The following is a 19,585-nucleotide window of genomic DNA, read 5'->3' on the forward strand; positions in this document are numbered from 1 at the left end:
CTCGGGTCGATGTTCAGTGCATTACCCTGGAAGATATGGTTGTCGATCATTGCTGCAAGAAGGTTGTTTGCTGCACCGATCGCATGGAAATCACCTGTAAAATGAAGGTTGATGTCTTCCATCGGAACTACCTGTGCATATCCGCCGCCTGCTGCGCCGCCCTTAACACCGAATACCGGTCCGAGGGATGGCTCACGAAGTGCTACCATAACGCTCTTGCCAAGCTTCTGCATACCATCAGCAAGACCTACGGTTGTAGTGGTCTTTCCTTCACCTGCCGGTGTCGGGTTGATCGCGGTTACGAGGATCAGCTTGCCGTCCTTTTTGTCACTTTCTTTCAGAAGATTGTAGTCGATTTTTGCTTTGTATTTACCATACTGCTCCAGATATTTGTCATCAATACCTGCTTTCTCTGCAATCTTGGTAATCGGCTCCATTGTGCACTCCTGTGCGATTTCGATGTCACTTTTGAATCCCATAATATTACCTCCCGCGTTTTATTTTTATTATATACAATGAGGATTTCCCTCTTTTTGTATTCAGAGGTCTGACATGGTAAAGATCAGATCACTTTTGCAAAGGATTTAAGTGATCCGATGATCACATCTCCCATAACGGCCATGTCTTCCGCCTGGAAGGATACTGGGAAATTATCGGAAAACAGGATCTGTGAGGACGGTGGAAATTCATCATCACCCTCCCACAGGATCATCTGTACCAGATATCCCGGAAAGATTTCAAGCTGGTATGCAATATCGCCATGTGCTACAGGAACACAGTGGATATGCTCCATGATCGCCTGAAAATCCTTAATACGGTTTCCGTAGGAGAAAGCCAGACGCTTGATGCATCTGCCGTCAAACTGTCTTAAGTAGACCTCTCCCCACGGCATCTCGCGATAAGTCTTGAATTTACCGGTGCCACTCGATGCGGCACCATTCAGCAGAAAACGGATGGTCAGAGTTCTGGCATACACCATAGTTTCCAGAGGGTAGAATCCCATATCATCTGCTTCGTGGGTAATCTCAAATTCCGGCCAGGAAATAAAATATACTGTCCCGAGGAATTTCAGAGTAAAGAGCTTCTGCTCTTTGTCATAGGAAATTCCAAGTCTCTGAGCGATCTCCTCCGGATCCGCGGACTGATACTGCTGCAGATAATGTTCCCATGGAAGACGTTCTTTGCTGTCTTTATCATAGCCTAATTTATCTCCCACGGATTCATTTCCGACAGTTTCTGCCTGATTTGTCTTTATGTCTTTTGCGTCAGAACTCATAATTCACCTCTAAAATTTTAAGTATTGTCATATCCACGAATCGCTCCACCATTACACAGCTTCACGCTTCCAGGATATCATCTCTGCTGTACATTCGGGAACATAGACGCATCTGTATGAGGAATGAAGCATGCTCCTACGAATTCATCCATATAGGTCGGAACGGTAGAAAGCTCCATATATGTCATATTCGATGCCAGTTCGTAAGTCTTTTTCTCTGCCTGTGTGGAAAGCAGCATCAGATATGCACCAGTCAGGGATGAGTTTCCGATGTAGTGGAATTTTTCCAGCGGCACATCCGGGAACATTCCGATATTGACAGCATTCTGCATATTGATACCGCTGCCGATACCACCGGCAACATAAACGTCATCGATCATGGATACATCAAAGTCCAGAGAAGACAGCATTGTGCGGATTGCTGAGAAAATTGCTCCCTTGGCACGGATAAAGTTGTCAATGTCTACCTCTGTGATCTCCACATCTTTGGCAGAACCGGCTTCCTCCTCAAAGGCAATCACATAGCTTCCCATTCCATAATGGTCATGACGGACTCTCTTTCCTTCCCGGACAAATTTGCCCTTCGGATTGATGATTCCTGTCATATAAAGCTCACTGATCACATCGATAATACCGGAACCGCATAAACCAACCGGTTTGGTTCCCGGATCACCGACAACCCTGTAGGTCGGCTCCATGGTTTCTTTGTCGATGGTGCACGCCTCGATCGCACCGTCTGTCGCACGCATACCACAGCTGATATCTCCGCCCTCAAATGCAGGACCGGCAGAGCATGCACAGCTCATCATAAAGTCAGAATTTCCAAATACAAGTTCTCCGTTGGTACCAAGGTCTATGAACAAAGAAAATTCTGGTCTGTTCCAGATCATGCTCACCAGAGTACCTGCAGTGATATCTCCACCCACATAGCTTCCGATATTCGGAGCAATGATGATGTGAGCGTCTTTATTAATTTCAATGTTCACATCTGATGCAAACATGGAATTTGTCTTAAAGAATGCCGGAATATACGGTTCTGTACGAAGATAGTCCGCATTGATCCCTGCAAACAGATGATTCATAGTTGTATTGGATGCCACGCACATACGATATATCTGCTCTTCCGGGAAATGAATGCTTCTGCACATTTCGTGGATCATCGGATTGATCGTCTCACTGATCACAGCATCCTGGAGTTTCTTGATTCCGCCCGGTTTGGTCGTCTCAATGATACGGTTGATGACATCCGCACCATAACGAATCTGTCCGTTTCCGGCGGAACCTTTGGCAAGGATTTCTCCTGTTGCCATATTGATAAGTACGGCAGAAACAGTTGTTGTACCAATATCTACTGCCAGTCCGCCCATAACAACATCTTCTTTGCTGTCAAAGATGTCATACACAAACATATCATCCGGTGTAACACGTACAACACATTTTACCGAAAATTTCGCTGCTCGGAGTACATCCGGCAGTTTACGAAGAACAGCATACGGAACCCGGATTCTTTTCAGATTCATAAATTTCCGAAGTGCTCTTGTCAGTCGCTCAACATCCGGCATCGTATCATCCAGAGTCGGCTCAGACATCTGGAGTTCTACGACTTCCAGACTGTTTCTCAGCTGAATACCTGTTGATTCAACCTCAGATTTTGCTTTTTCAAAAATTGCAATTTCTTCTTTGGAACTTAAATCGGCAACCTTCATTCTGCTCTTGTACGCAGAAGCGATATCCGGCACCAGTACTTCCACGTCAGCACTGATCTTGCTCATGCAGGCAAGACGCCATCCCTTCTCAAATTCCTCGTCTGAAATATGAAGTGTCTTTTTTGAGTCCAGTTCCCCGCCTTTTAACTGCACCCTACATTTTCCGCAGGCTCCATTACCGGAACACGGTGCATCGATTGCAACATTGGCACCACGTGCAACCTCAAGCAGATTATCCCCCGCATTGGCAAATACTTCTACCTTACTGCCATTTTCAAATGCAAACGTTACCTTAAACATATGGTAACCACCTTTCTCGCCTCGTGAATACTATAGTCCACACCTGTGGCGTTGGGAGTTAGACTTATAAAAAAAGCCAGAGGCCGCGAAGCCTCCAGCCTTTTATTCTTTACAGCCATATAAAAGTCGGACTGATTAGATTTCCAGATAGGAATCTGCGTACAGGTAGTTGTTTTTGATGATATCACAGGATTTGATTGTTTCCATCAGACGCAGGTCGTTAGGGTTAACGATTGCGGATGTAAGTCCCTGCATCATAGCCATAGCTACCATAGCGGAGTCCATGATCGGACGGATGTGTTTCGGCATACCGTTGGAGTTGTTGGAAAGACCACCGGTGCTCTTCATTCCCATGTCAGAGATCATTTTGATGAACTCAAGAACTTCCATCTGTTTGTCCTGCATTCCTTTGATAACCAGGAACAGCGGGTCGAACCACATATCGTTCTCAACGTCCATGCCATGCTCCATACCTCTTTCCATAAGAGTCTGCATGTACATCATACGCTCATCATTGTCTTTTGCAATTCCTTCGCCGTTGCAAAGAGCGATAACGATTGCATCGTTAGCTGCTGCAACATCAACATAGCCGATTCTTCCTGCTGCATCGGCAGAGTTTACGATCGGTTTTCCTTTGGAACGGTTGTATACGGAGATACCAGCTTCGATAGCTGCGATGTTGGAAGTATCCAGTGCCAGCGGAACATTGTCGAAGTTGCTCTGCAGAAGCTCTACAGCCCATTTCATCAGTTCCGGTCCATCATTCTCAGCTGGTCCGATGTTTACATCAAGATATGTAGCACCTGCGTCAAGCTGCTGTTTTGCTCTTTTGAGGATCGGCTCAGGATCTCTCTCTGTGAATGCTTTATTTACTGCTGGTGCTGTTGTGGAAAGTCTCTCTCCAATTGTAACAAATTTTCCCATACCTGTGTATCTCCTTTTCATAGTTTTATAAATGCCCGGAGGCAAGCCTGATGCGGCCTCCGGCATATTTTGTTGGCAATTATGCCTGCATATCTTTTAAGAATTTCACAAGCTGTACTGCTTCTCTAGGTCCTACGATGATCTCCCATCCCGGAAGTTTAGCTTCAAGGTCGCCCTTGAGAACTGCTACTTTACCTGGGATAACGAGCTTACGGCATTTAACCTTCGGCTCAACTTCTGTCTTGATGTACTCAGAGATGCTGGTGCTGGAGAATTTACCAGCTGCCCAGGATGTCAGTACGGAAAGTCCGCCTGCATCGTTGATAACCAGGTTAAGCGGAACACCGGAACGCTCCAGCTCGCCGGAAACTACGAAGTATGTAAGAGCAAAGTCTACGGTTGTAACAACGAGAGAGTTCTCGTCTGCACCGTTGAGTGGGTAGATACCCGGCTCTACTTTCATCGGCTTCTGCGGGTCTGTGTAAACGTTCTGACGAAGACCAAACAGCGGAAGTGCCTCTGCATAGGTCATCTGCTCCATAACGATGATGGAACCGTATTTCATTGTGAATACGGAAGCAAGTGCTGCCTGTAAATGATGATCACCTCTGGCAATTTTAACCAGGTTTACGATGGACGGATATCCAAATGTTCTATCCTGGTCTTTCAGAGCTGCACGACGAACCTGTACAGTGTTTGCAAAGGTTTCTTTGATGTCAGCGCCTGTTGTGTCAAGAACAAGGTTCTTGTTGCCAAGTTTTTCAAGAGCTGCTACGGTGTCATAGAGCTCGTTTAAGTCTTTTCCGGATACTCCGAGAACTACTCCAGCTTCTGTAGCAACAGCGTTCATTGCCTCATAGTTGGAAGCGTTTGCTCCGTTGAGAACCGGTTTTCCGTCCTTGCATACTTCAAGAGCTGCTTTTGCGATTTCAGGATCTGTACATCCAAGAACGAGAGTTCTTCCCAGACCATTTGCTTTTTCTACCAGTGCTGTGTATTTTGCAGCATCAGCACCTTCGCTGCAGTTTACATATACAAGTTCTACATGCATTCTCTCACCGATACGGTCATAGTCTACATGTGGGATTGCTGCAAGTTTAGCCTCAACCTCTGCGTCATCCATGCATGTGCACAGAGCTACAGCGTATCTCGGTTTGCTTACAAATGTTTTTTCGTGTCTGAACAGAACAGTTTCTCCTCCGAGAGTAAACTCTGCATCGCCTGTTCCGATTTTGATTGTCTTCATCGGCGGAGCAGTTGCCTCAGACAGGGAAGCCAGTGCTTCATCAGACATATGTGGACACTGCTCAATCTGCATTGCGCCCTGTGCAACTTTCATGGAGAAAGCCATACATGTCGGACATCCACATTCCTTACAGTTTTTCTTTGGTGTTAATTTAAAAATCTGAATACCATTCAGTGCCATAGCTATTTATTCCTCCTATTATTCCTTACGCAAGTGCTTTGATCAGTTTGGAAATTGTCTTAACAGATTCCGGATGTCTTAAGATTACGGCATCAGAACCAGCAGCAAGGTCTGCTGCTGCAGTCATAACTTCCATGTCGATTCCACGCTCGTCTGCTGATCCCCATTCAGGCATATCAGCTTCAGAAGCTGTAGCTTCTTTTACTGCCCATGTTTCTGCGGATACAGGAGTAATAATTGGCATCTGCAGCATATTGTCGTTCTGACCTAATGCTGCACCTTTGATACGGTCCATAGTGGAAACTACGTACTCATATCCGTAACCAGCTGCTGCACTGCCGATGTTCATAACGATCTTCTTCGCATCAACACCAAGCTGTGTAGTAACAACGTTTAACTGTTTTGCAAGGTTGATATCAACGGCTGACTCAGCACCAACGATCTGATTGTAAGCAAGACCTGCTGCTGCACCGATTGCTTTGTAGTTTTCTTCTTTTTCGGAAAGAAGAAGTGCATTTCTTCCCTGAAGAACCTCTGCAACTTTCGGAAGAAGTTCCGCATCCTTCTCCACGTTCTTGCAGCCTTCTACAACGAGTGGACAGTCGATAGCTGCTGCCACTTCTTTAACAACCTCGATAAGTTCTTCAACAGATTTGTTTGCTCCATTCGGGTCTCCACCATCCAGGATAAGAGCAACAAAATCAGCTCCTTCAATAGCTGCTGCTTTCTGAGCGATCTCAGCCATTGTAGTAGCTCCTTCATAATAAGCTTTTACGCCTTCAGAGAATTCATCCAGTCCAAGGTCAGAGATCTCAACACCAATTTTGGCTGTGTTCTCTGTTGGTGCATCAAAAGTATAGAACGGGAAAGAATTTTCTCCACCGATTGTCACAGTCTTATCTCCGCTTCCGATTGTGACAGCGTTAATCTTTGCATTAAATTTCTGTGGTTTCTGATTAAACGGCATTTCTCATAAGCCTCCTCTTAATTATTAATTACTCAAATTGCATATAGCATTATACTACATAAAATTACCAGTTACAAGTAACATGGCGTATTTATGTTAAAAATATATCAAAAATAGTTACCTGTGCAAACGACTTGCACTGTCACAGAGATAAACCCTGAATTTTCCTGCGTAAACCTTAAAACTCTCTCTCAGCTCGTTGCTTACGCAACTTTACGCTGCGATTCGAGTTTCAGATAAACTCTGAATTTTCCTGCGTGAACCTTAAAATTCTCTCTCAGCCCGTTGCTTACGCAACTTTACGCTGCGATTCGAATTTCAAGGTTAAACCCCCGGGTCAGGAGTGCAAGCACTCCTGGCCCTCGAGGGGTTTACATCATTGGGTCCATTGCAAGTGCCGGATGGCCTTTTTCGGTAAGGAATGCTACCAGTGTCTCCGGATCTTCTGCTACGGTCTCATCACCGATCATATCTGTGAAGTTTTCGATTCCGTAGAGTTCCTGAGCTGTCTTATTCAGACGGTCAGCAACGAATTCTTTCAGTTCCTTCGGCATCCATACGATACGTTCGATACCGCCCTCGGCCTTCATGAACTTCTTGGAGGAGATGAAATGTTTTCCATGTCCCATGAATCCAGGAGTCTGAACACCGCCGCCTGTCATAGAAGCCATTTCAGGGAAGGTCATACCAAGTGGTGTCATACCAGCATACTCACGGTTTGCGATAACAACACCGTTGGAGAATGGCTCGATACCACAGATACATTCGAAGCATCCACAGGATGTCATCGGGTCCTGCATAATGGAGTACAGAGTAACGTGCTCCAGAGCACCCTGTGAGAATTTCTGAACTGCTTCATCAACGTCTTCGTAAGAACCAAGGTTCTCATCGATCGGACGTTCTTTTGTGATTACCTGGCAAGGTCCATTAGGATCAAGCTGATGAGTAGCTTTTGCATCCAGCCATGAAACAGCACCGCAAAGACCAAGTCTCTCTGGTGTTACTACGCAGACATGGCTCGGAGAGAATGCCTGGCAGAGGATACAACTGTAGTATACATCTACAGATTCGTCTGTCAGAGTATCAAGACGCTCATCACGTTTGTCAAAGATCGGGATTGCAACTTCATGACGGATTCTTGTACATTCTGCCGGATCTGTATAGATAACAACTTCGCATTTGTCAACAACTGCGTCAAACTCATTTTTAACAGAAGCGTAAAGAACTTCACCGATGTGTTTGATCTTGAATCCTGCGTTGAATGCATCAATGCTGATACGGATACGCTGCATATCACGCTGTCCTGTATGGTATACACCCTCGATGCAGTTGATGTAGTTGTGGAATTTACGCTCGATAACCGGTTCAAAGTCTGGCTGCATGTTCTTGCCTGCAACTTTAACAATATATGCGATGCTGTTCTTGCTTCCAAGTTCCATGTCATCTACTTCCGGTCCGACTACTGTGATCTTGTGGTCTTCAATTTCAGAAGCATCACAGGTCTGTACAAGCTCTGCACAGTCTACACGGGAACCATCGAATTCAACCTGCATATCTTTACGACGGATGATCTCACCTTCGAATGCAGATGCGAAGGAAACCGGGATATCGATGTTTGTGATCTTGATCTTGATGTCACGTGCTTCAAGAGATGTAGCATTGAATTTGCTTACGTCTTCCTGAACGATCAGGCTCTTCGGTACACGGAAGATATTCTCTGTTTCGTTTGTAACTACCGGGAATCCAAGTGCGATGGCACCTGCACCACAAGCTACGATCACGTCATCCAGAGGTTTGAATGCGTTAACGAATGCCGGTACACGGTCCATTGTATATTTCATCAGTGTGCCTGCATCTCCAGGTGTTACGTTACCGAAGATCAGGGCTGCACGAAGTGCTACGGATACTACATGGATAACTGCTGTAACGTCTTTGCCAAGCGGGATAACACGTACGTTTGCGCCTGTCTTCATTCCTGCTTCTGCAACCTGGTCGATGATTCCGCCAACCAGTGTTACCAGGATACCCTGCGCCTGATAACTCTTAACAAGAGCAACACCTTCTTCTACGGACGGAGCAGATCCGAGGATTACAGCTACACCAGGGATATCTCCTGTTACAAGCGGTACACCAAGCTCACGGATCACAGCATCTGCAAGATGTCCGTAGCATGGTTCTTCGTATGGTACTGCACCATCGAGATATTTCAGAACTTCGATGAACTCTGCGCAGAGTGCTGTAGCAACACCTGACATGAATGCATCATTTAATCTTTTTTCTCTTGTCATCAGAGTTTTAACAACGCCAAGAGCTTCTTTTAATTCTTTTAATGTTGTAACTTTTGTTCCTGTTACAGCGTAGTAACAAGGAAGGCTGTATGCGGTGTTCGGGAAGCTGACAGCTTTGTCTTCGCCAAATTTAGCGATTGCTCCATCGATAGCACCCTCTGTTAAACCATATACAGCATCGTTTCCGCTGAATACTCTATCAAATAAAGTCACGTTAATACCTCCTGTTTTTAAAGACTTGAATTCTGATCAATCTTTTCTTTTATTTTTGTGATTTCTGCTGTTACAGTCTCGCTGAAATCATAAGGGGATTTACCCTGACGGTCAGCATCGATAACCTCCGTATTATAATGGAGTATGCCAAGAAGGTCTTCTGCCGGGATTCTGGAACGGATAAATTCCTCATCCTCTGTGTTTCTGACCTTGTTTGCCACAACCTTAACCTGTGCTACTCCAAGGTCACTGGCAAGACGCTTGACATTTTTGTATGTCTGTACACTTCTTGCACCCGGTTCGATCACTACGATAAATGCGTCAACTCCCTCTGTGGTTCCTCTGCCGAGATGTTCCAGGCCGGCTTCCATATCAAGAATCACCACATCTTCTCTTCTCAACACCAGATTGTTAATAATACGTTTCAGCATTACATGCTCCGGACATACACATCCGCCGCCGCCTGTCTCGACAGTTCCCAGGACAAGGAGCCGTACGCCGTTGCAGACCTTACCGTATTTATCCGGAATATCGTCTACCTTTGGGTTCAGATGATAGAACTGATTTCCTGCAGTTGCTCCTGTACGTTCCTCCACAAGCTTACGCATTTTGGAGATCGGCACGATAGAATCCAGTGTTTCTTCATCAAATCCCAGCGCCAGGCCAAGATTTGCATCCGGATCCACATCTGCTGCAAGTACCGGTCTGCCCTCTGCTGCATACAACCTCGCGAGCGTTGCTGCAAAAGTAGTTTTGCCTACGCCGCCTTTTCCTGTAACTGCTATTTTCATTTTATGTCATCCACCTTTTATTACAATTTTAGATTACAGCAGATTAGATTCCTAATGCTGTTCTCTTTTCTTCAATTCTTTCGATCATCAGATCAACTAATTTCTCGATATCAGTTTCTACTGTGTAAGCAGCACCTGTCCATTTTCTTGTTCCTTCTGTAAGAAGTTCAGCCATCTCTGAAGAACCGGAAACATATGGATCAACACCAAGGAAGGTATCAATACCAGTACCTACTACGTAGTTACCGATGGATACAGCTTTTTCAGACATCCACTCAGGAGCACATCCGACTACCGGAAGCTGATTGATCTGAAGTCCTGAATCTTTTGCAAGTTCTGCAGCCAGGATCATCATACGGGAGATATCTACACAGGATCCCATGTGGAGTACCGGCGGGATATCAGCCAGTTCACAGACACGTTTCAGACCTGCACCGCAGAGTTCTCTTGCGGATTTGTCCATCAGACCAGCTTTTGCAGCTGCCTGTGCAGAACATCCGGAAGCGATGATGATGATATCGTTTGCGATACATTTCTTCATTAATTCGATATGTGCGTAGTCAGGACGGATCTTCGGGTTGTTACATCCAACCATAGCAACAGCACCACGGATAACGCCGGAAGTGATGCACTCAAGTAACGGTTTGGTTGTTCCTGTTACATCAACCTGAGAGTTTGTAACACCGTCAAGAACTTTAAGGATTGCTTCTACGGAGTAACCAACAGTAGCTTTCTGTTTCAGCTGCGGGATATGTACAAGCTCTGGTTTTCTGTTCTTGAAGTTATCGATAGCCATCTTAACGATTGCTTTTGCGTTTTCTCCTGCTGTCTCAGCGTTGAATCTGATAAATTCAGAATCCGGCATCTGAGCGATCGGAGAAGTTGTGATAAATTTGGTGTGGAAGCATTTGCTCAGAGGTCCTAATGCAGGGAAGATACACTGAACGTCAACTACGATTGCTTCGCAGGCACCTGTCAGTACTACGTTTTCCTGCTGCAGGAAGTTACCAGCCATCGGAACACCACGACGCATAGCTACTTCGTTTGAAGTACAGCATACACCGGAAACTGTGATTCCTTTAGCTCCTACGGATTTTGCATAATCGATCATTTCTTTGCTGTCTGCATATTCACAGATCATCTCAGAAAGGCTCGGGTCATGGCCGTGTACAACGATGTTTACGTTTTCTTCAACCATTACACCAAGGTTAGCTTCTGTATCAATCGGCTTCGGAGTTCCGAACAGCACGTCAGAGAACTCTGTTCCCATCATGGAACCGCCCCATCCATCAGCCATACCGCAGCGAAGGGACTGTTTTACAAGTGCTTCCGGAAGGGAAGAACATCCCATATGAGCCATATGCATGGAACTTGCAACCTCACGGTCGATAGCACGAGGTGCGATTTCGTTCTCGATCAGTTTTTCTTTCTGTCCTGCAGGCATCCTGTCAAGGAATCTCTGATATCCGAATGGTTTACCATATTCCATCAGACCGATCTCAGCCATCTCATGAGCCAGATCATAGATATCTTTTCCTTCTGTTTCTACGCCCCATTCTTTTGCGATACGAAGCAGTTTCTCAGGGTCTTTTACCTTATAGTTTCCGTCTTCTTTTGCACAGTACAGTGTGTGGCAGATCTCACGACCGTGATCAGAATGAGTTGCTGCACCGCCTGCTGTGAATTTCAGGAAGTTTCTTCCTACGATACCATGTGCGTCACATCCGCAGATACCTCTCGGAGCCTTAGGTGTGATACGGCATGGTCCCATAGCACAGATTCGACAGCAGATACCCTGCTCGCCGAACTTACAGTGTGGAGTCTGGTTCTTTACACGAAGCTGCCAAGCGTCTGCGCCTACCTTTGCGCCAGTTTCCAACAGTCTGTTGGTAGCAGCTTCAAATTCTTCCACTGTAGTTAATTTGAATTCACTCATTATAGACCTCCTTTGATGATACATGAATGAGTCATGTATTTTTACCTTTCTATAAAGTTTTATATAATAACCCGCAAGACAGAACCCATCCCCGCCCATGGGTTATTTCCTGTAAAAAATGCTGCCGGATATTGACAGATTCCGGCATATTCTGTAATACTTCTCCGCTTTGTCAGCAGAGAAAACGTAAGTTCCCAGCTGCCGCTCCCTGCTCTTTGCAGTGACAGAAGGGGACTTACTCGATTCAATTATAAGTCTAATTTACCGGCGATTTCTCTCAGTGCTTTCTTGACCGGATTATCCTCCGGAAGGCTTGCTGTAGGTTTACCCTCACAGTCATATTCATAGACGGCATCATCCTGAGGTACCACACCCAGAAGATGAAGTCCCTGGTTTGCGATCTCCTCCTTGATTCCCTCGTTCAGTTCGCCCTTCGGTGCCCGGTTGACGATCAGTCCCACCGTGCTCGGTTTCATATTGCATTCTTCGATCAGCTTCGCGATCCTTCCGACAGCCTGGATTCCTCTGCGTGAGCAGTCGCTCACCAGGATCGCTGTCTGCATGGACGGAAGAACACCTCGGCTGATATGTTCCATACCCGCCTCATTATCCACTACAATATATGGATAATGGTTCTGGTATTTCGCAAGCTGTGCCTGAAGAAGACCATTTACGTAACAGTAGCATCCCTTGCCCTGCGTTCTGCCCATTACAAGCAGATCAAAATCATCCTCCTCAACCAGTGCATCCTCAAATCTCATTTCGGCATAATCTGCCTTGGTCATTCCTTTCGGGATCGGACTTTCCTTTGCGATCTCTGCCTGTGCAATCTCCTCACGTACGTCGCCGAGAGTTGTGTCAACCTTAACTCCGAGGACTTCATTCAGGTTGGAGTTTGCATCCGCATCCACTGCAAGGATCGGCCCTTTGCCCTGTTCGCAGAGATACTGGATCAGCATCCCGCATAAAGTAGTTTTACCTACGCCGCCTTTACCGGCGACGGCAATCACATGTGCCATATTAAAGAGTGCCTCCTACTCAATTTCCGCTTTTATTTCCGTGCAGCTGCCTTTTAGCTGCATCATCTGTTGCGTTCAGTCTTCACAGCAAAGCTTTACAATGCTGTTAGCCAGATCTACCATGAGGATACGTCCCTCTACAACACGCTCATCACCCATGATATCTCTGAGGATCAGTTTATTTCCATCTACGTCAATTCTGGATACATTTTTGAAAATAACAGAATTATCGCTTTCTTTATATACCGTTGCAAGACACATATAAGTCATCCCTTTCTGTTGTGTTGTGTCATTCAGTATTGCTGCTGTTACATAGTATTATTTCATTTCTTCCTTAACAAGAGTCAGGGCAAGTCCCAAGCGCATATTACCCTTCTGGAAATCTGCCACAGCTTCTCTGATCGTTCTGGCTGAGCCTGTAAGCTCCATCTTCTCCAGGTTGTCTGCCATCTGATCGAGTTCTGCCGCATGATGCTCGTTATGCTGCAACATATAAGTCAGAAGTGCGATGGTTTCTTTCTTGCAGTCTCCGCCTTCGCAGGAACCGCAGTGACTCTGGTCTGCACATCCGCCTTCGTGGGTATGTGCATGCTCGCCATCTCCATGAGAATGGGAGTGTGTATGGGTCACACCGTCCGCATGTGTGTGTTCATGGGTATGTCCCTCTGTATGCTCATGTCCGTGCTGGACAAGATTTCCGTTTTCATCTTTGATCAAGTGCATTGTGTCTGCTCCTTTCTGCACGAATTCCTGTCCCTCCGTTTATTGTTTCCCACGTTCACAGGCAGATATTCTGTCTTAAACGTAACAAACTTATGACAAGAATTTATCAATTAAACTTATTATACATCTTTTTTTCTCGTTTATCAAGGAGATAATATGAAAAATTCCACAAAAACGAAGAGGTTAGGCATTCTTTTTTTTACGTTTTTTCAAGTCATTTTGTTGTTTTAGTTGTTACATAAATAACGCATATGTCTTTTTTTTAACGTTGTTTATATTTCATTATTTCCTAGCTTTTTGCACATACTGTATCAAATTTTTAATATATTTGATGTTCTTCTTTCACATTTTCATGTTATAATATATAAAAATTTTCAAAAAAGCAAGCAAGGAGGATACACTTTGACTACTTCCGTATTCTTAAATAACGACAGAACCATGCCGCTTCTGGGACTTGGTTTATATAAAGCAACTGCCGATGATGAAGCTGAGAATGCCATTGCCGCAGCAGTAAAGAATGGCTATCGTCTGATTGACACCGCTTCTGCATATAAAAACGAAGAGAATGTCGGACGCGGCATTGCACGGTGCGGCATTCCGAGGAAGGATCTGTTCATAACCACCAAGATCTGGAACAACGCTCAGCGTCTCGGAGATGTCGATGGTGCTTTTCAGCGAAGTCTGGATCGCCTCGGTCTTGATTACATTGATCTTTATCTCATTCACTGGCCGGTTCCGGGCTGTTATCTGAGCACCTGGAAGGAAATGGAGAAATTCCTCGAATCCGGCCGTGCCCTTTCTATCGGTGTCAGCAATTTTGAGATTCGTCATCTCGAAGAGCTCCGCAAGGTATCCGGTATTGTCCCTGCGGTAAATCAGATTGAATGTCATCCTCTCTGTTATCCGAAGGAGCTTATTGAATACTGTCAGGCAAATGGGATCCAGGTGCAGGCCTATGCCCCTCTGGCACGAGGTGCTTATCTGGATAATGATATTCTCTGCGTCCTTGGCACAAAGTATGCACATACTCCTGCACAGGTCGGTCTTCGCTGGGCCGTCCAGAAGGGAATCTCCGTTATTCCGAAATCCGTTCATCCGGACCGCATTGCTTCCAATGCACGGATTTTTGACTTTGAGATCGAGCAGGAAGATATGGATCTTCTTGATACACTTAACGAGAACTTCCACAGTGCCAGCATTCCGGAGGATCTGCGGGATATTGTTTTCTGATAGTTTTGTCTGCGATATTCCGATATGATTTCTGTCAGGATCACACAGCACGTCAAAAGCCGATGAGCAGAACTTACAACTGTCTCATCGGCTTTTATTGTTATTCAAATCTTATATAGCTTATCTTCTGATAAAGCCATCTATTCTGTCTTTATACTGTTCTTTACCACGGAAGCATCGGTGTTTCCACCTTTTTGTCGCGAAGCATCAGATCTCTGACTGCATCTGCCGCCGGCTTGTTTTCAAACAGGACTTCGTTGACTTCCATGATAATCGGCATTTCTACCCCATATTTCTCGGCAAGACTTTTGGCTGCTTTGGCAGAATAAACGCCTTCCACAACCATCTTGACTTCATCCATTGCCTGCTGCATGGTATAGCCCTGTCCGATCAGGTAACCTGCCTTACGGTTACGACTGTGAACACTCGCACAGGTTACGATCAGATCACCGATCCCGGTAAGTCCTCCGAAAGTTTCCATGCGCGCTCCCATCTTTGTTCCAAGACGTGCAATCTCGGCAATCCCTCTTGTGATCAGTGCCGCCTTCGTGTTGTCACCATAACCAAGTCCGTCTGCTGTTCCTGCTGCAAGAGCGATCACGTTCTTAAGAGAGCCGCCAAGCTCTACCCCAAGCATATCCGGTGTCGTATATACACGAAATACTGGACTCATAAAAATCCCCTGAAGATACTCAGCTGTTTCCCGCTCAGGCCCGCTGATCACACAGGTGGTCGGGATTCCTCTTCCCACCTCTTCCGCATGACTCGGTCCGGAAAGCACATATACAGCTGCTGCCGGAATTTCTTCACTGATGATATCTGTCATCGTCATCAGTGTGTTCTCTTCGATTCCCTTGGCAACATTGACAATGATCTGCCCTTTCTTTACATCAGGTGCCATCAGTTTTGATGTGCTTCTGATATACGGAGACGGTACGGCCAGCACAAGCACTTCTGCTGTTTCGATGCAGTCTTTCAGGTCTGCTGTAATATCAATATCCTCCGGGATATGTACTCCCGGAAGCTTGGAAGTAAGCTCTCTTGTTTCCCTCAGAGCATCTACCTCTTCCTGAAATCTTGACCAGAGACGCACCTCATGTCCGTTATTGCTCAGAAGAATAGAAAGTGCAGTTCCCCAGCTTCCTGCTCCCAGTACACTGATTTTTGCCATATATCCTACCTACCATTTAACCTTTCTTTGATTTTCCAAGAAATACTTTATTTTCTTTTCCGTGTGCCAGCCTCACAATATTAGCCCTGTGTCTCCAGAACGCAAGACAGGTCAGAAAAGCCATCACCACATACATTTCCAGCGTATGTGAAGGGTTCATTCCATATCCGCCATTTTCACCACGCACGATCAGTGCGATCAGCGCAACCAGATAAGCAGTCAGCGAACACAGAGAAACATAATGTGTCAGGGCAAAGATCACAAAGAATACAACCGCACACAGAACAAACAATCTCCAGTCAAAAGCAAGCAGAAATCCCACGGAGGCAGCAATTCCCTTGCCGCCGCGGAATCCCAGATTTATCGGGAAATTGTGTCCGAGGACACATCCTGCTGCCGCATAGATTGCAAGCAGCGGCAGAATGTCTGACGCAGAATTTCGAAAAAAGAGACGTACAACCACGATCGCCAGTACACATTTCAGGCAGTCGCCAAGAAGTGTCATGGCACCGGCCTTCTTGCCAAAGGTACGGAGGGCATTGGTGGTTCCCGCATTGCCGCTTCCATGCTCGCGGATGTCTGTCTTATGCATTTTTCCAATAATATAGGATGTCTGAAACAGCCCAAAAATATAACCAATCAGAAGAGATACCAAACGTTCTGTCATTTTATCAGCTCTTTTCCCCGCGTTCACGGATAATAAACTTCAGTGGTGTGCCACGGAAACCAAATGCATCTCGAACTTTATTCTCGATATAACGGGTATAAGAGAAATGCATCAGTTCTTTGTCATTTACAAAGATAACAAATGTCGGCGGGCGTACGCCAACCTGTGTCATGTAAAAGATCTTGAGACGTTTTCCTCTGTCAGACGGCGGCTGCTGCATGGCAACGGCTTCGGAAAGAATCTCATTCAGGACACCTGTCTGAATACGAAGTGTCTGGTTCTCAATGACCGCATCGATTGTCTCAAACAGCTTCGGCAGACGCTGACCTGTTTTGGCGGAAATGAATACAAGTTCTGCATACGGCATGTACGCCAGCACTTCCCTGATACGGTTTGTGTGCTTGTAAATAGTCTTGTCATCCTTCTCAACTGCATCCCATTTATTGACTGCGATAATGACACCCTTACCACGCTCATGTGCGATTCCGGCGATCTTGGCATCCTGCTCGGTAACTCCCTCGGTCGCATCGATCACAATCACGACAACATGTGCACGCTCTACAGCCGTAACCGTACGAATTACGCTGTAACGTTCAATCTCTTCCTTGATCTTGCCCTTACGACGAAGACCTGCAGTATCAATAAAAATATATTCCTTGCCCTGCCATTTCACTTTCGCATCGACAGCATCACGAGTGGTTCCGGCAATATCAGATACAATCACACGATCCTCACCGAGAAGGCGATTGATGAGGGAAGACTTACCTACGTTAGGCTTACCTACAACGGCGATCTTCGGAATATCGTCGTCTTCTTCTGTATCAAGTCCTTCCGGAAATTCCTTGACAATTTCATCCAGCATATCACCAAGTCCGGTGCGGTTTGCTGCTGAAATCGGAATCGGTTCTCCAATGCCAAGATTATAGAACTCATAAACGTCCATCATATATTTCTGAACGCTGTCCACTTTGTTTACAACAAGAACCACTGGTTTCTGGCTGCGGCGCAGCATATCTGCTACCTTTGCATCAGAATCTACAAGTCCCTGCTGCACATCGGTAATAAACACGATCACATCCGCGGTATCAATGGCGATCTGTGCCTGCTCTCTCATCTGAGAGAGAATGATGTCTCCGCTGTCCGGCTCAATTCCACCGGTATCGATCATGGTAAAGGATTTATCCAGCCAGGTTACATCCGCATAGATTCTGTCACGGGTAACTCCCGGTGTATCTTTTACAATTGATATCATCTCGCCTGCCAGGGCATTAAACAATGTGGATTTACCGACATTAGGCCTCCCCACAATTGCCACTACTGGTTTGCTCATACATTTGTCTCCTTATCTGTTTTTTATTCTGAACGGGATCCAGTACCGAAGATACCAGATCTTCTCCGCCTTCATCTACAATTATGATCTCTCTTCCCAGAGCTTCTGAGATCTCCTCAACCGTCAGGTCATCCAGAAAGACATTCTCTCCGCTCCGCAACATGTTACATGGGATCAGAAGCCTCTCTCCCAGCTTACGCTTAAGAAGCTGTTCTTTCAGATCAGTGCCTGTGATCAGTCCGGAAACCGTGATCTTCTCACCGAAGAAATTATTTCTGATCGCGATCACCTCATATTCCAGTTTCGGATATTTCGTCGAGATTTTTCTCAGGCATTCTTCTATATAAGGTGCTGCGAGCTTACCGGTCGCAACGGTAACGGATCTCGATTTCTCATCACCCACACGCTTCTCTATTGCTTCCTGCACCTCGGTATCAAGAAGTCTCAGCATTCCCACTCCGTTCTCAAGCTGAAGATAGCCATCATAGCGTTCTTCCTCAGGAAGTGTCTGTCCTGCAAGGATATACCACTCATCCGAAGCATGAATGAAATGGATTCCATATTTCTGATACATTTTGTCCTGCCAGCGATGGATCTGCTCCAGAACCCGGATCGCATCCTCACGCTCGAAGCTCTCCAGCGGATAAAGCCCGTCACGGAATTTTGTCAGACCGACCGGTACCACGGACACGCTCTGAAGGACCGGTGCATATTCCGAAAGCTTCTCCAGGCTGTATTCCAGTTCTTCTCCGTCGTTGACTCCTTTGCACAGAACGATCTGCCCGTTCATGATGATCCCCGCTTCATAAAGCTGGTCTACTTTCTTGAGGGCATCTCCCGCAAAACGGTTGTGCAGCATTTTGCAGCGAAGCTCCGGATTCATTGCCTGAAAGGAAACGTTGATCGGTGACAGATGATATTTGATCACCCTTTGAATATCATCCTGACTCATATTTGTCAGTGTCACATAGTTTCCCTGAAGAAATGAAAGTCTGGAGTCATCGTCCTTAAAATAAAGGGTCTCTCGCATTCCCGGCGGCATCTGGTCAATAAAACAGAACATACAGTGATTACTGCAGGAACGATACTCATCCATCAGTCCGTTCTCAAACTCTATCCCCAGATCCTCATCATAATCCTTCTCTACTTCCAGCTCCCAGATTTCTCCGTCCGCCTTCTCTATAAGAAGTTCTATATATTCATCATTCATCAGATAACGGTAGTCAAAAACATCCTCCACCGGCTGATGATTAATCTCTGCCAGCACATCTCCCGGTTCCAGCTCCAGTTCTTCACCAATGCTTCCAGGAAGAACTCTGGAAATTATGTGTTTCTTTTTTTTCATGATTTTCCTTTCTTTGTACATTCGGACACGCCTTCGTTCATGCCCGATTATTATTATCATAACAATTTCGGGAGTAAAAAACAACCGTAAATTTTATCTGGTGTTATCTGATGTTATCAAGTGCTGAAAATGGCTTGTTTCCTATGTTCTTTGCTTTATCTGGTGTTATCTGATGTTATCCGCATCGGGGTAAAAATCGGGGTATTTTTGATGTTACCGGGGTAAAAATCGGGGTAAAAATGGGGGATTCCCCCAAAAGAAAACGCCCTGTAT

General features: G+C 45.7%; 17 protein-coding genes. 1 reads left to right on the plus strand and 16 read right to left on the minus strand.

The genetic code is table 11. The features are described 5' to 3' along the window. From GT674_RS11910 to GT674_RS11965, 12 genes are all read right to left on the minus strand, one after another. The coding region (locus GT674_RS11910) for a formate--tetrahydrofolate ligase (protein ID WP_161285901.1) at positions 1-479 on the minus strand (479 nt) is incomplete at its 3' end. An 83-nt stretch (positions 480-562) separates the two neighbouring features. Beyond that, complete coding sequence (locus GT674_RS11915; protein ID WP_161285902.1) at positions 563-1,276, minus strand: DUF3786 domain-containing protein; 714 nt, start codon at positions 1,274-1,276, stop codon at positions 563-565. 77 nt (positions 1,277-1,353) lie between these two features. Beyond that, positions 1,354-3,282, minus strand: a complete 1,929-nt coding sequence (gene acsV, locus GT674_RS11920) for a corrinoid activation/regeneration protein AcsV (RefSeq protein WP_161285903.1) — start codon at positions 3,280-3,282, stop codon at positions 1,354-1,356. A gap of 135 nt (positions 3,283-3,417) precedes the next feature. Next, positions 3,418-4,206, minus strand: coding sequence for a carbon monoxide dehydrogenase/acetyl-CoA synthase methytransferase subunit (gene acsE, locus GT674_RS11925; protein ID WP_161285904.1), 789 nt, complete (start codon positions 4,204-4,206; stop codon positions 3,418-3,420). A 79-nt stretch (positions 4,207-4,285) separates the two neighbouring features. Then, positions 4,286-5,632: an acetyl-CoA decarbonylase/synthase complex subunit gamma gene (gene acsC / locus GT674_RS11930; protein ID WP_161285905.1), complete on the minus strand. Its 1,347-nt coding sequence runs from the start codon at positions 5,630-5,632 to the stop codon at positions 4,286-4,288. Positions 5,633-5,657: 25 nt separating this feature from the next. Further along, positions 5,658-6,599, minus strand: a complete 942-nt coding sequence (acsD, locus tag GT674_RS11935; RefSeq protein ID WP_161285906.1) for an acetyl-CoA decarbonylase/synthase complex subunit delta — start codon at positions 6,597-6,599, stop codon at positions 5,658-5,660. Positions 6,600-6,970: 371 nt separating this feature from the next. Next, positions 6,971-9,100 carry an acetyl-CoA decarbonylase/synthase complex subunit alpha/beta gene (gene acsB / locus GT674_RS11940; protein WP_161285907.1) on the minus strand — a complete coding sequence of 710 codons (2,130 nt, stop codon included), beginning with the start codon at positions 9,098-9,100 and terminating at the stop codon, positions 6,971-6,973. A 17-nt stretch (positions 9,101-9,117) separates the two neighbouring features. Beyond that, positions 9,118-9,891 (minus strand): ATP-binding protein, encoded by a 774-nt coding sequence (locus GT674_RS11945; protein WP_161285908.1) that lies wholly within the window; start codon positions 9,889-9,891, stop codon positions 9,118-9,120. A gap of 43 nt (positions 9,892-9,934) precedes the next feature. Continuing rightward, positions 9,935-11,827 (minus strand): anaerobic carbon-monoxide dehydrogenase catalytic subunit, encoded by a 1,893-nt coding sequence (gene cooS, locus GT674_RS11950; RefSeq protein WP_161285909.1) that lies wholly within the window; start codon positions 11,825-11,827, stop codon positions 9,935-9,937. 248 nt (positions 11,828-12,075) lie between these two features. Continuing rightward, a complete protein-coding gene (locus tag GT674_RS11955; protein WP_161285910.1) occupies positions 12,076-12,846 on the minus strand; it encodes an ATP-binding protein in 771 nt (256 codons plus the stop codon). A 75-nt stretch (positions 12,847-12,921) separates the two neighbouring features. Beyond that, entirely contained in the window at positions 12,922-13,107 is a 186-nt protein-coding gene (locus tag GT674_RS11960) for a CooT family nickel-binding protein (protein ID WP_161285939.1), read from the minus strand. A 57-nt stretch (positions 13,108-13,164) separates the two neighbouring features. Next, positions 13,165-13,569 carry a cobalt transporter gene (locus GT674_RS11965; RefSeq protein WP_161285911.1) on the minus strand — a complete coding sequence of 135 codons (405 nt, stop codon included), beginning with the start codon at positions 13,567-13,569 and terminating at the stop codon, positions 13,165-13,167. Between the two features lie 402 nt (positions 13,570-13,971). Here GT674_RS11965 and GT674_RS11970 point away from each other — a divergent pair, with 402 nt between their 5' ends. Then, positions 13,972-14,799 (plus strand): aldo/keto reductase, encoded by an 828-nt coding sequence (locus tag GT674_RS11970; protein WP_279286412.1) that lies wholly within the window; start codon positions 13,972-13,974, stop codon positions 14,797-14,799. A gap of 163 nt (positions 14,800-14,962) precedes the next feature. Here GT674_RS11970 and GT674_RS11975 read toward each other — a convergent pair whose 3' ends face one another. From GT674_RS11975 to GT674_RS11990, 4 genes are read right to left on the minus strand one after another with little or no spacing between them, the layout of a single operon-like run. Next, positions 14,963-15,970 (minus strand): NAD(P)H-dependent glycerol-3-phosphate dehydrogenase, encoded by a 1,008-nt coding sequence (locus GT674_RS11975; RefSeq protein WP_161285912.1) that lies wholly within the window; start codon positions 15,968-15,970, stop codon positions 14,963-14,965. Positions 15,971-15,986: 16 nt separating this feature from the next. Next, complete coding sequence (gene plsY, locus GT674_RS11980; RefSeq protein ID WP_161285913.1) at positions 15,987-16,637, minus strand: glycerol-3-phosphate 1-O-acyltransferase PlsY; 651 nt, start codon at positions 16,635-16,637, stop codon at positions 15,987-15,989. 4 nt (positions 16,638-16,641) lie between these two features. Further along, positions 16,642-17,967, minus strand: coding sequence for a ribosome biogenesis GTPase Der (gene der, locus GT674_RS11985; protein ID WP_161285914.1), 1,326 nt, complete (start codon positions 17,965-17,967; stop codon positions 16,642-16,644). Then, complete coding sequence (locus tag GT674_RS11990) at positions 17,930-19,312, minus strand: DUF512 domain-containing protein (RefSeq protein WP_161285915.1); 1,383 nt, start codon at positions 19,310-19,312, stop codon at positions 17,930-17,932. The genes der and GT674_RS11990 overlap by 38 nt, the downstream gene beginning before the upstream one ends. Positions 19,313-19,585: the final 273 nt, after the last annotated feature.

It is taken from the genome of Blautia sp. BIOML-A1, assembly GCF_009883055.1.
GTDB lineage: Bacteria > Bacillota > Clostridia > Lachnospirales > Lachnospiraceae > Blautia_A.

What these genes read in the sequence shown, in the direction of transcription:
- GT674_RS11915 (WP_161285902.1), bottom strand. Translation starts at nt 1,276, where the DNA reads ATGAGTTCTGACGCAAAAGACATAAAGACAAATCAGGCAGAAACTGTC.
- acsV (WP_161285903.1), bottom strand. Translation starts at nt 3,282, where the DNA reads ATGTTTAAGGTAACGTTTGCATTTGAAAATGGCAGTAAGGTAGAAGTA.
- acsE (WP_161285904.1), bottom strand. Translation starts at nt 4,206, where the DNA reads ATGGGAAAATTTGTTACAATTGGAGAGAGACTTTCCACAACAGCACCA.
- acsC (WP_161285905.1), bottom strand. Translation starts at nt 5,632, where the DNA reads ATGGCACTGAATGGTATTCAGATTTTTAAATTAACACCAAAGAAAAAC.
- acsD (WP_161285906.1), bottom strand. Translation starts at nt 6,599, where the DNA reads ATGCCGTTTAATCAGAAACCACAGAAATTTAATGCAAAGATTAACGCT.
- GT674_RS11945 (WP_161285908.1), bottom strand. Translation starts at nt 9,891, where the DNA reads ATGAAAATAGCAGTTACAGGAAAAGGCGGCGTAGGCAAAACTACTTTT.
- cooS (WP_161285909.1), bottom strand. Translation starts at nt 11,827, where the DNA reads ATGAGTGAATTCAAATTAACTACAGTGGAAGAATTTGAAGCTGCTACC.
- GT674_RS11955 (WP_161285910.1), bottom strand. Translation starts at nt 12,846, where the DNA reads ATGGCACATGTGATTGCCGTCGCCGGTAAAGGCGGCGTAGGTAAAACT.
- GT674_RS11960 (WP_161285939.1), bottom strand. Translation starts at nt 13,107, where the DNA reads ATGTGTCTTGCAACGGTATATAAAGAAAGCGATAATTCTGTTATTTTC.
- GT674_RS11965 (WP_161285911.1), bottom strand. Translation starts at nt 13,569, where the DNA reads ATGCACTTGATCAAAGATGAAAACGGAAATCTTGTCCAGCACGGACAT.
- GT674_RS11975 (WP_161285912.1), bottom strand. Translation starts at nt 15,970, where the DNA reads ATGGCAAAAATCAGTGTACTGGGAGCAGGAAGCTGGGGAACTGCACTT.
- plsY (WP_161285913.1), bottom strand. Translation starts at nt 16,637, where the DNA reads ATGACAGAACGTTTGGTATCTCTTCTGATTGGTTATATTTTTGGGCTG.
- der (WP_161285914.1), bottom strand. Translation starts at nt 17,967, where the DNA reads ATGAGCAAACCAGTAGTGGCAATTGTGGGGAGGCCTAATGTCGGTAAA.
- GT674_RS11990 (WP_161285915.1), bottom strand. Translation starts at nt 19,312, where the DNA reads ATGAAAAAAAAGAAACACATAATTTCCAGAGTTCTTCCTGGAAGCATT.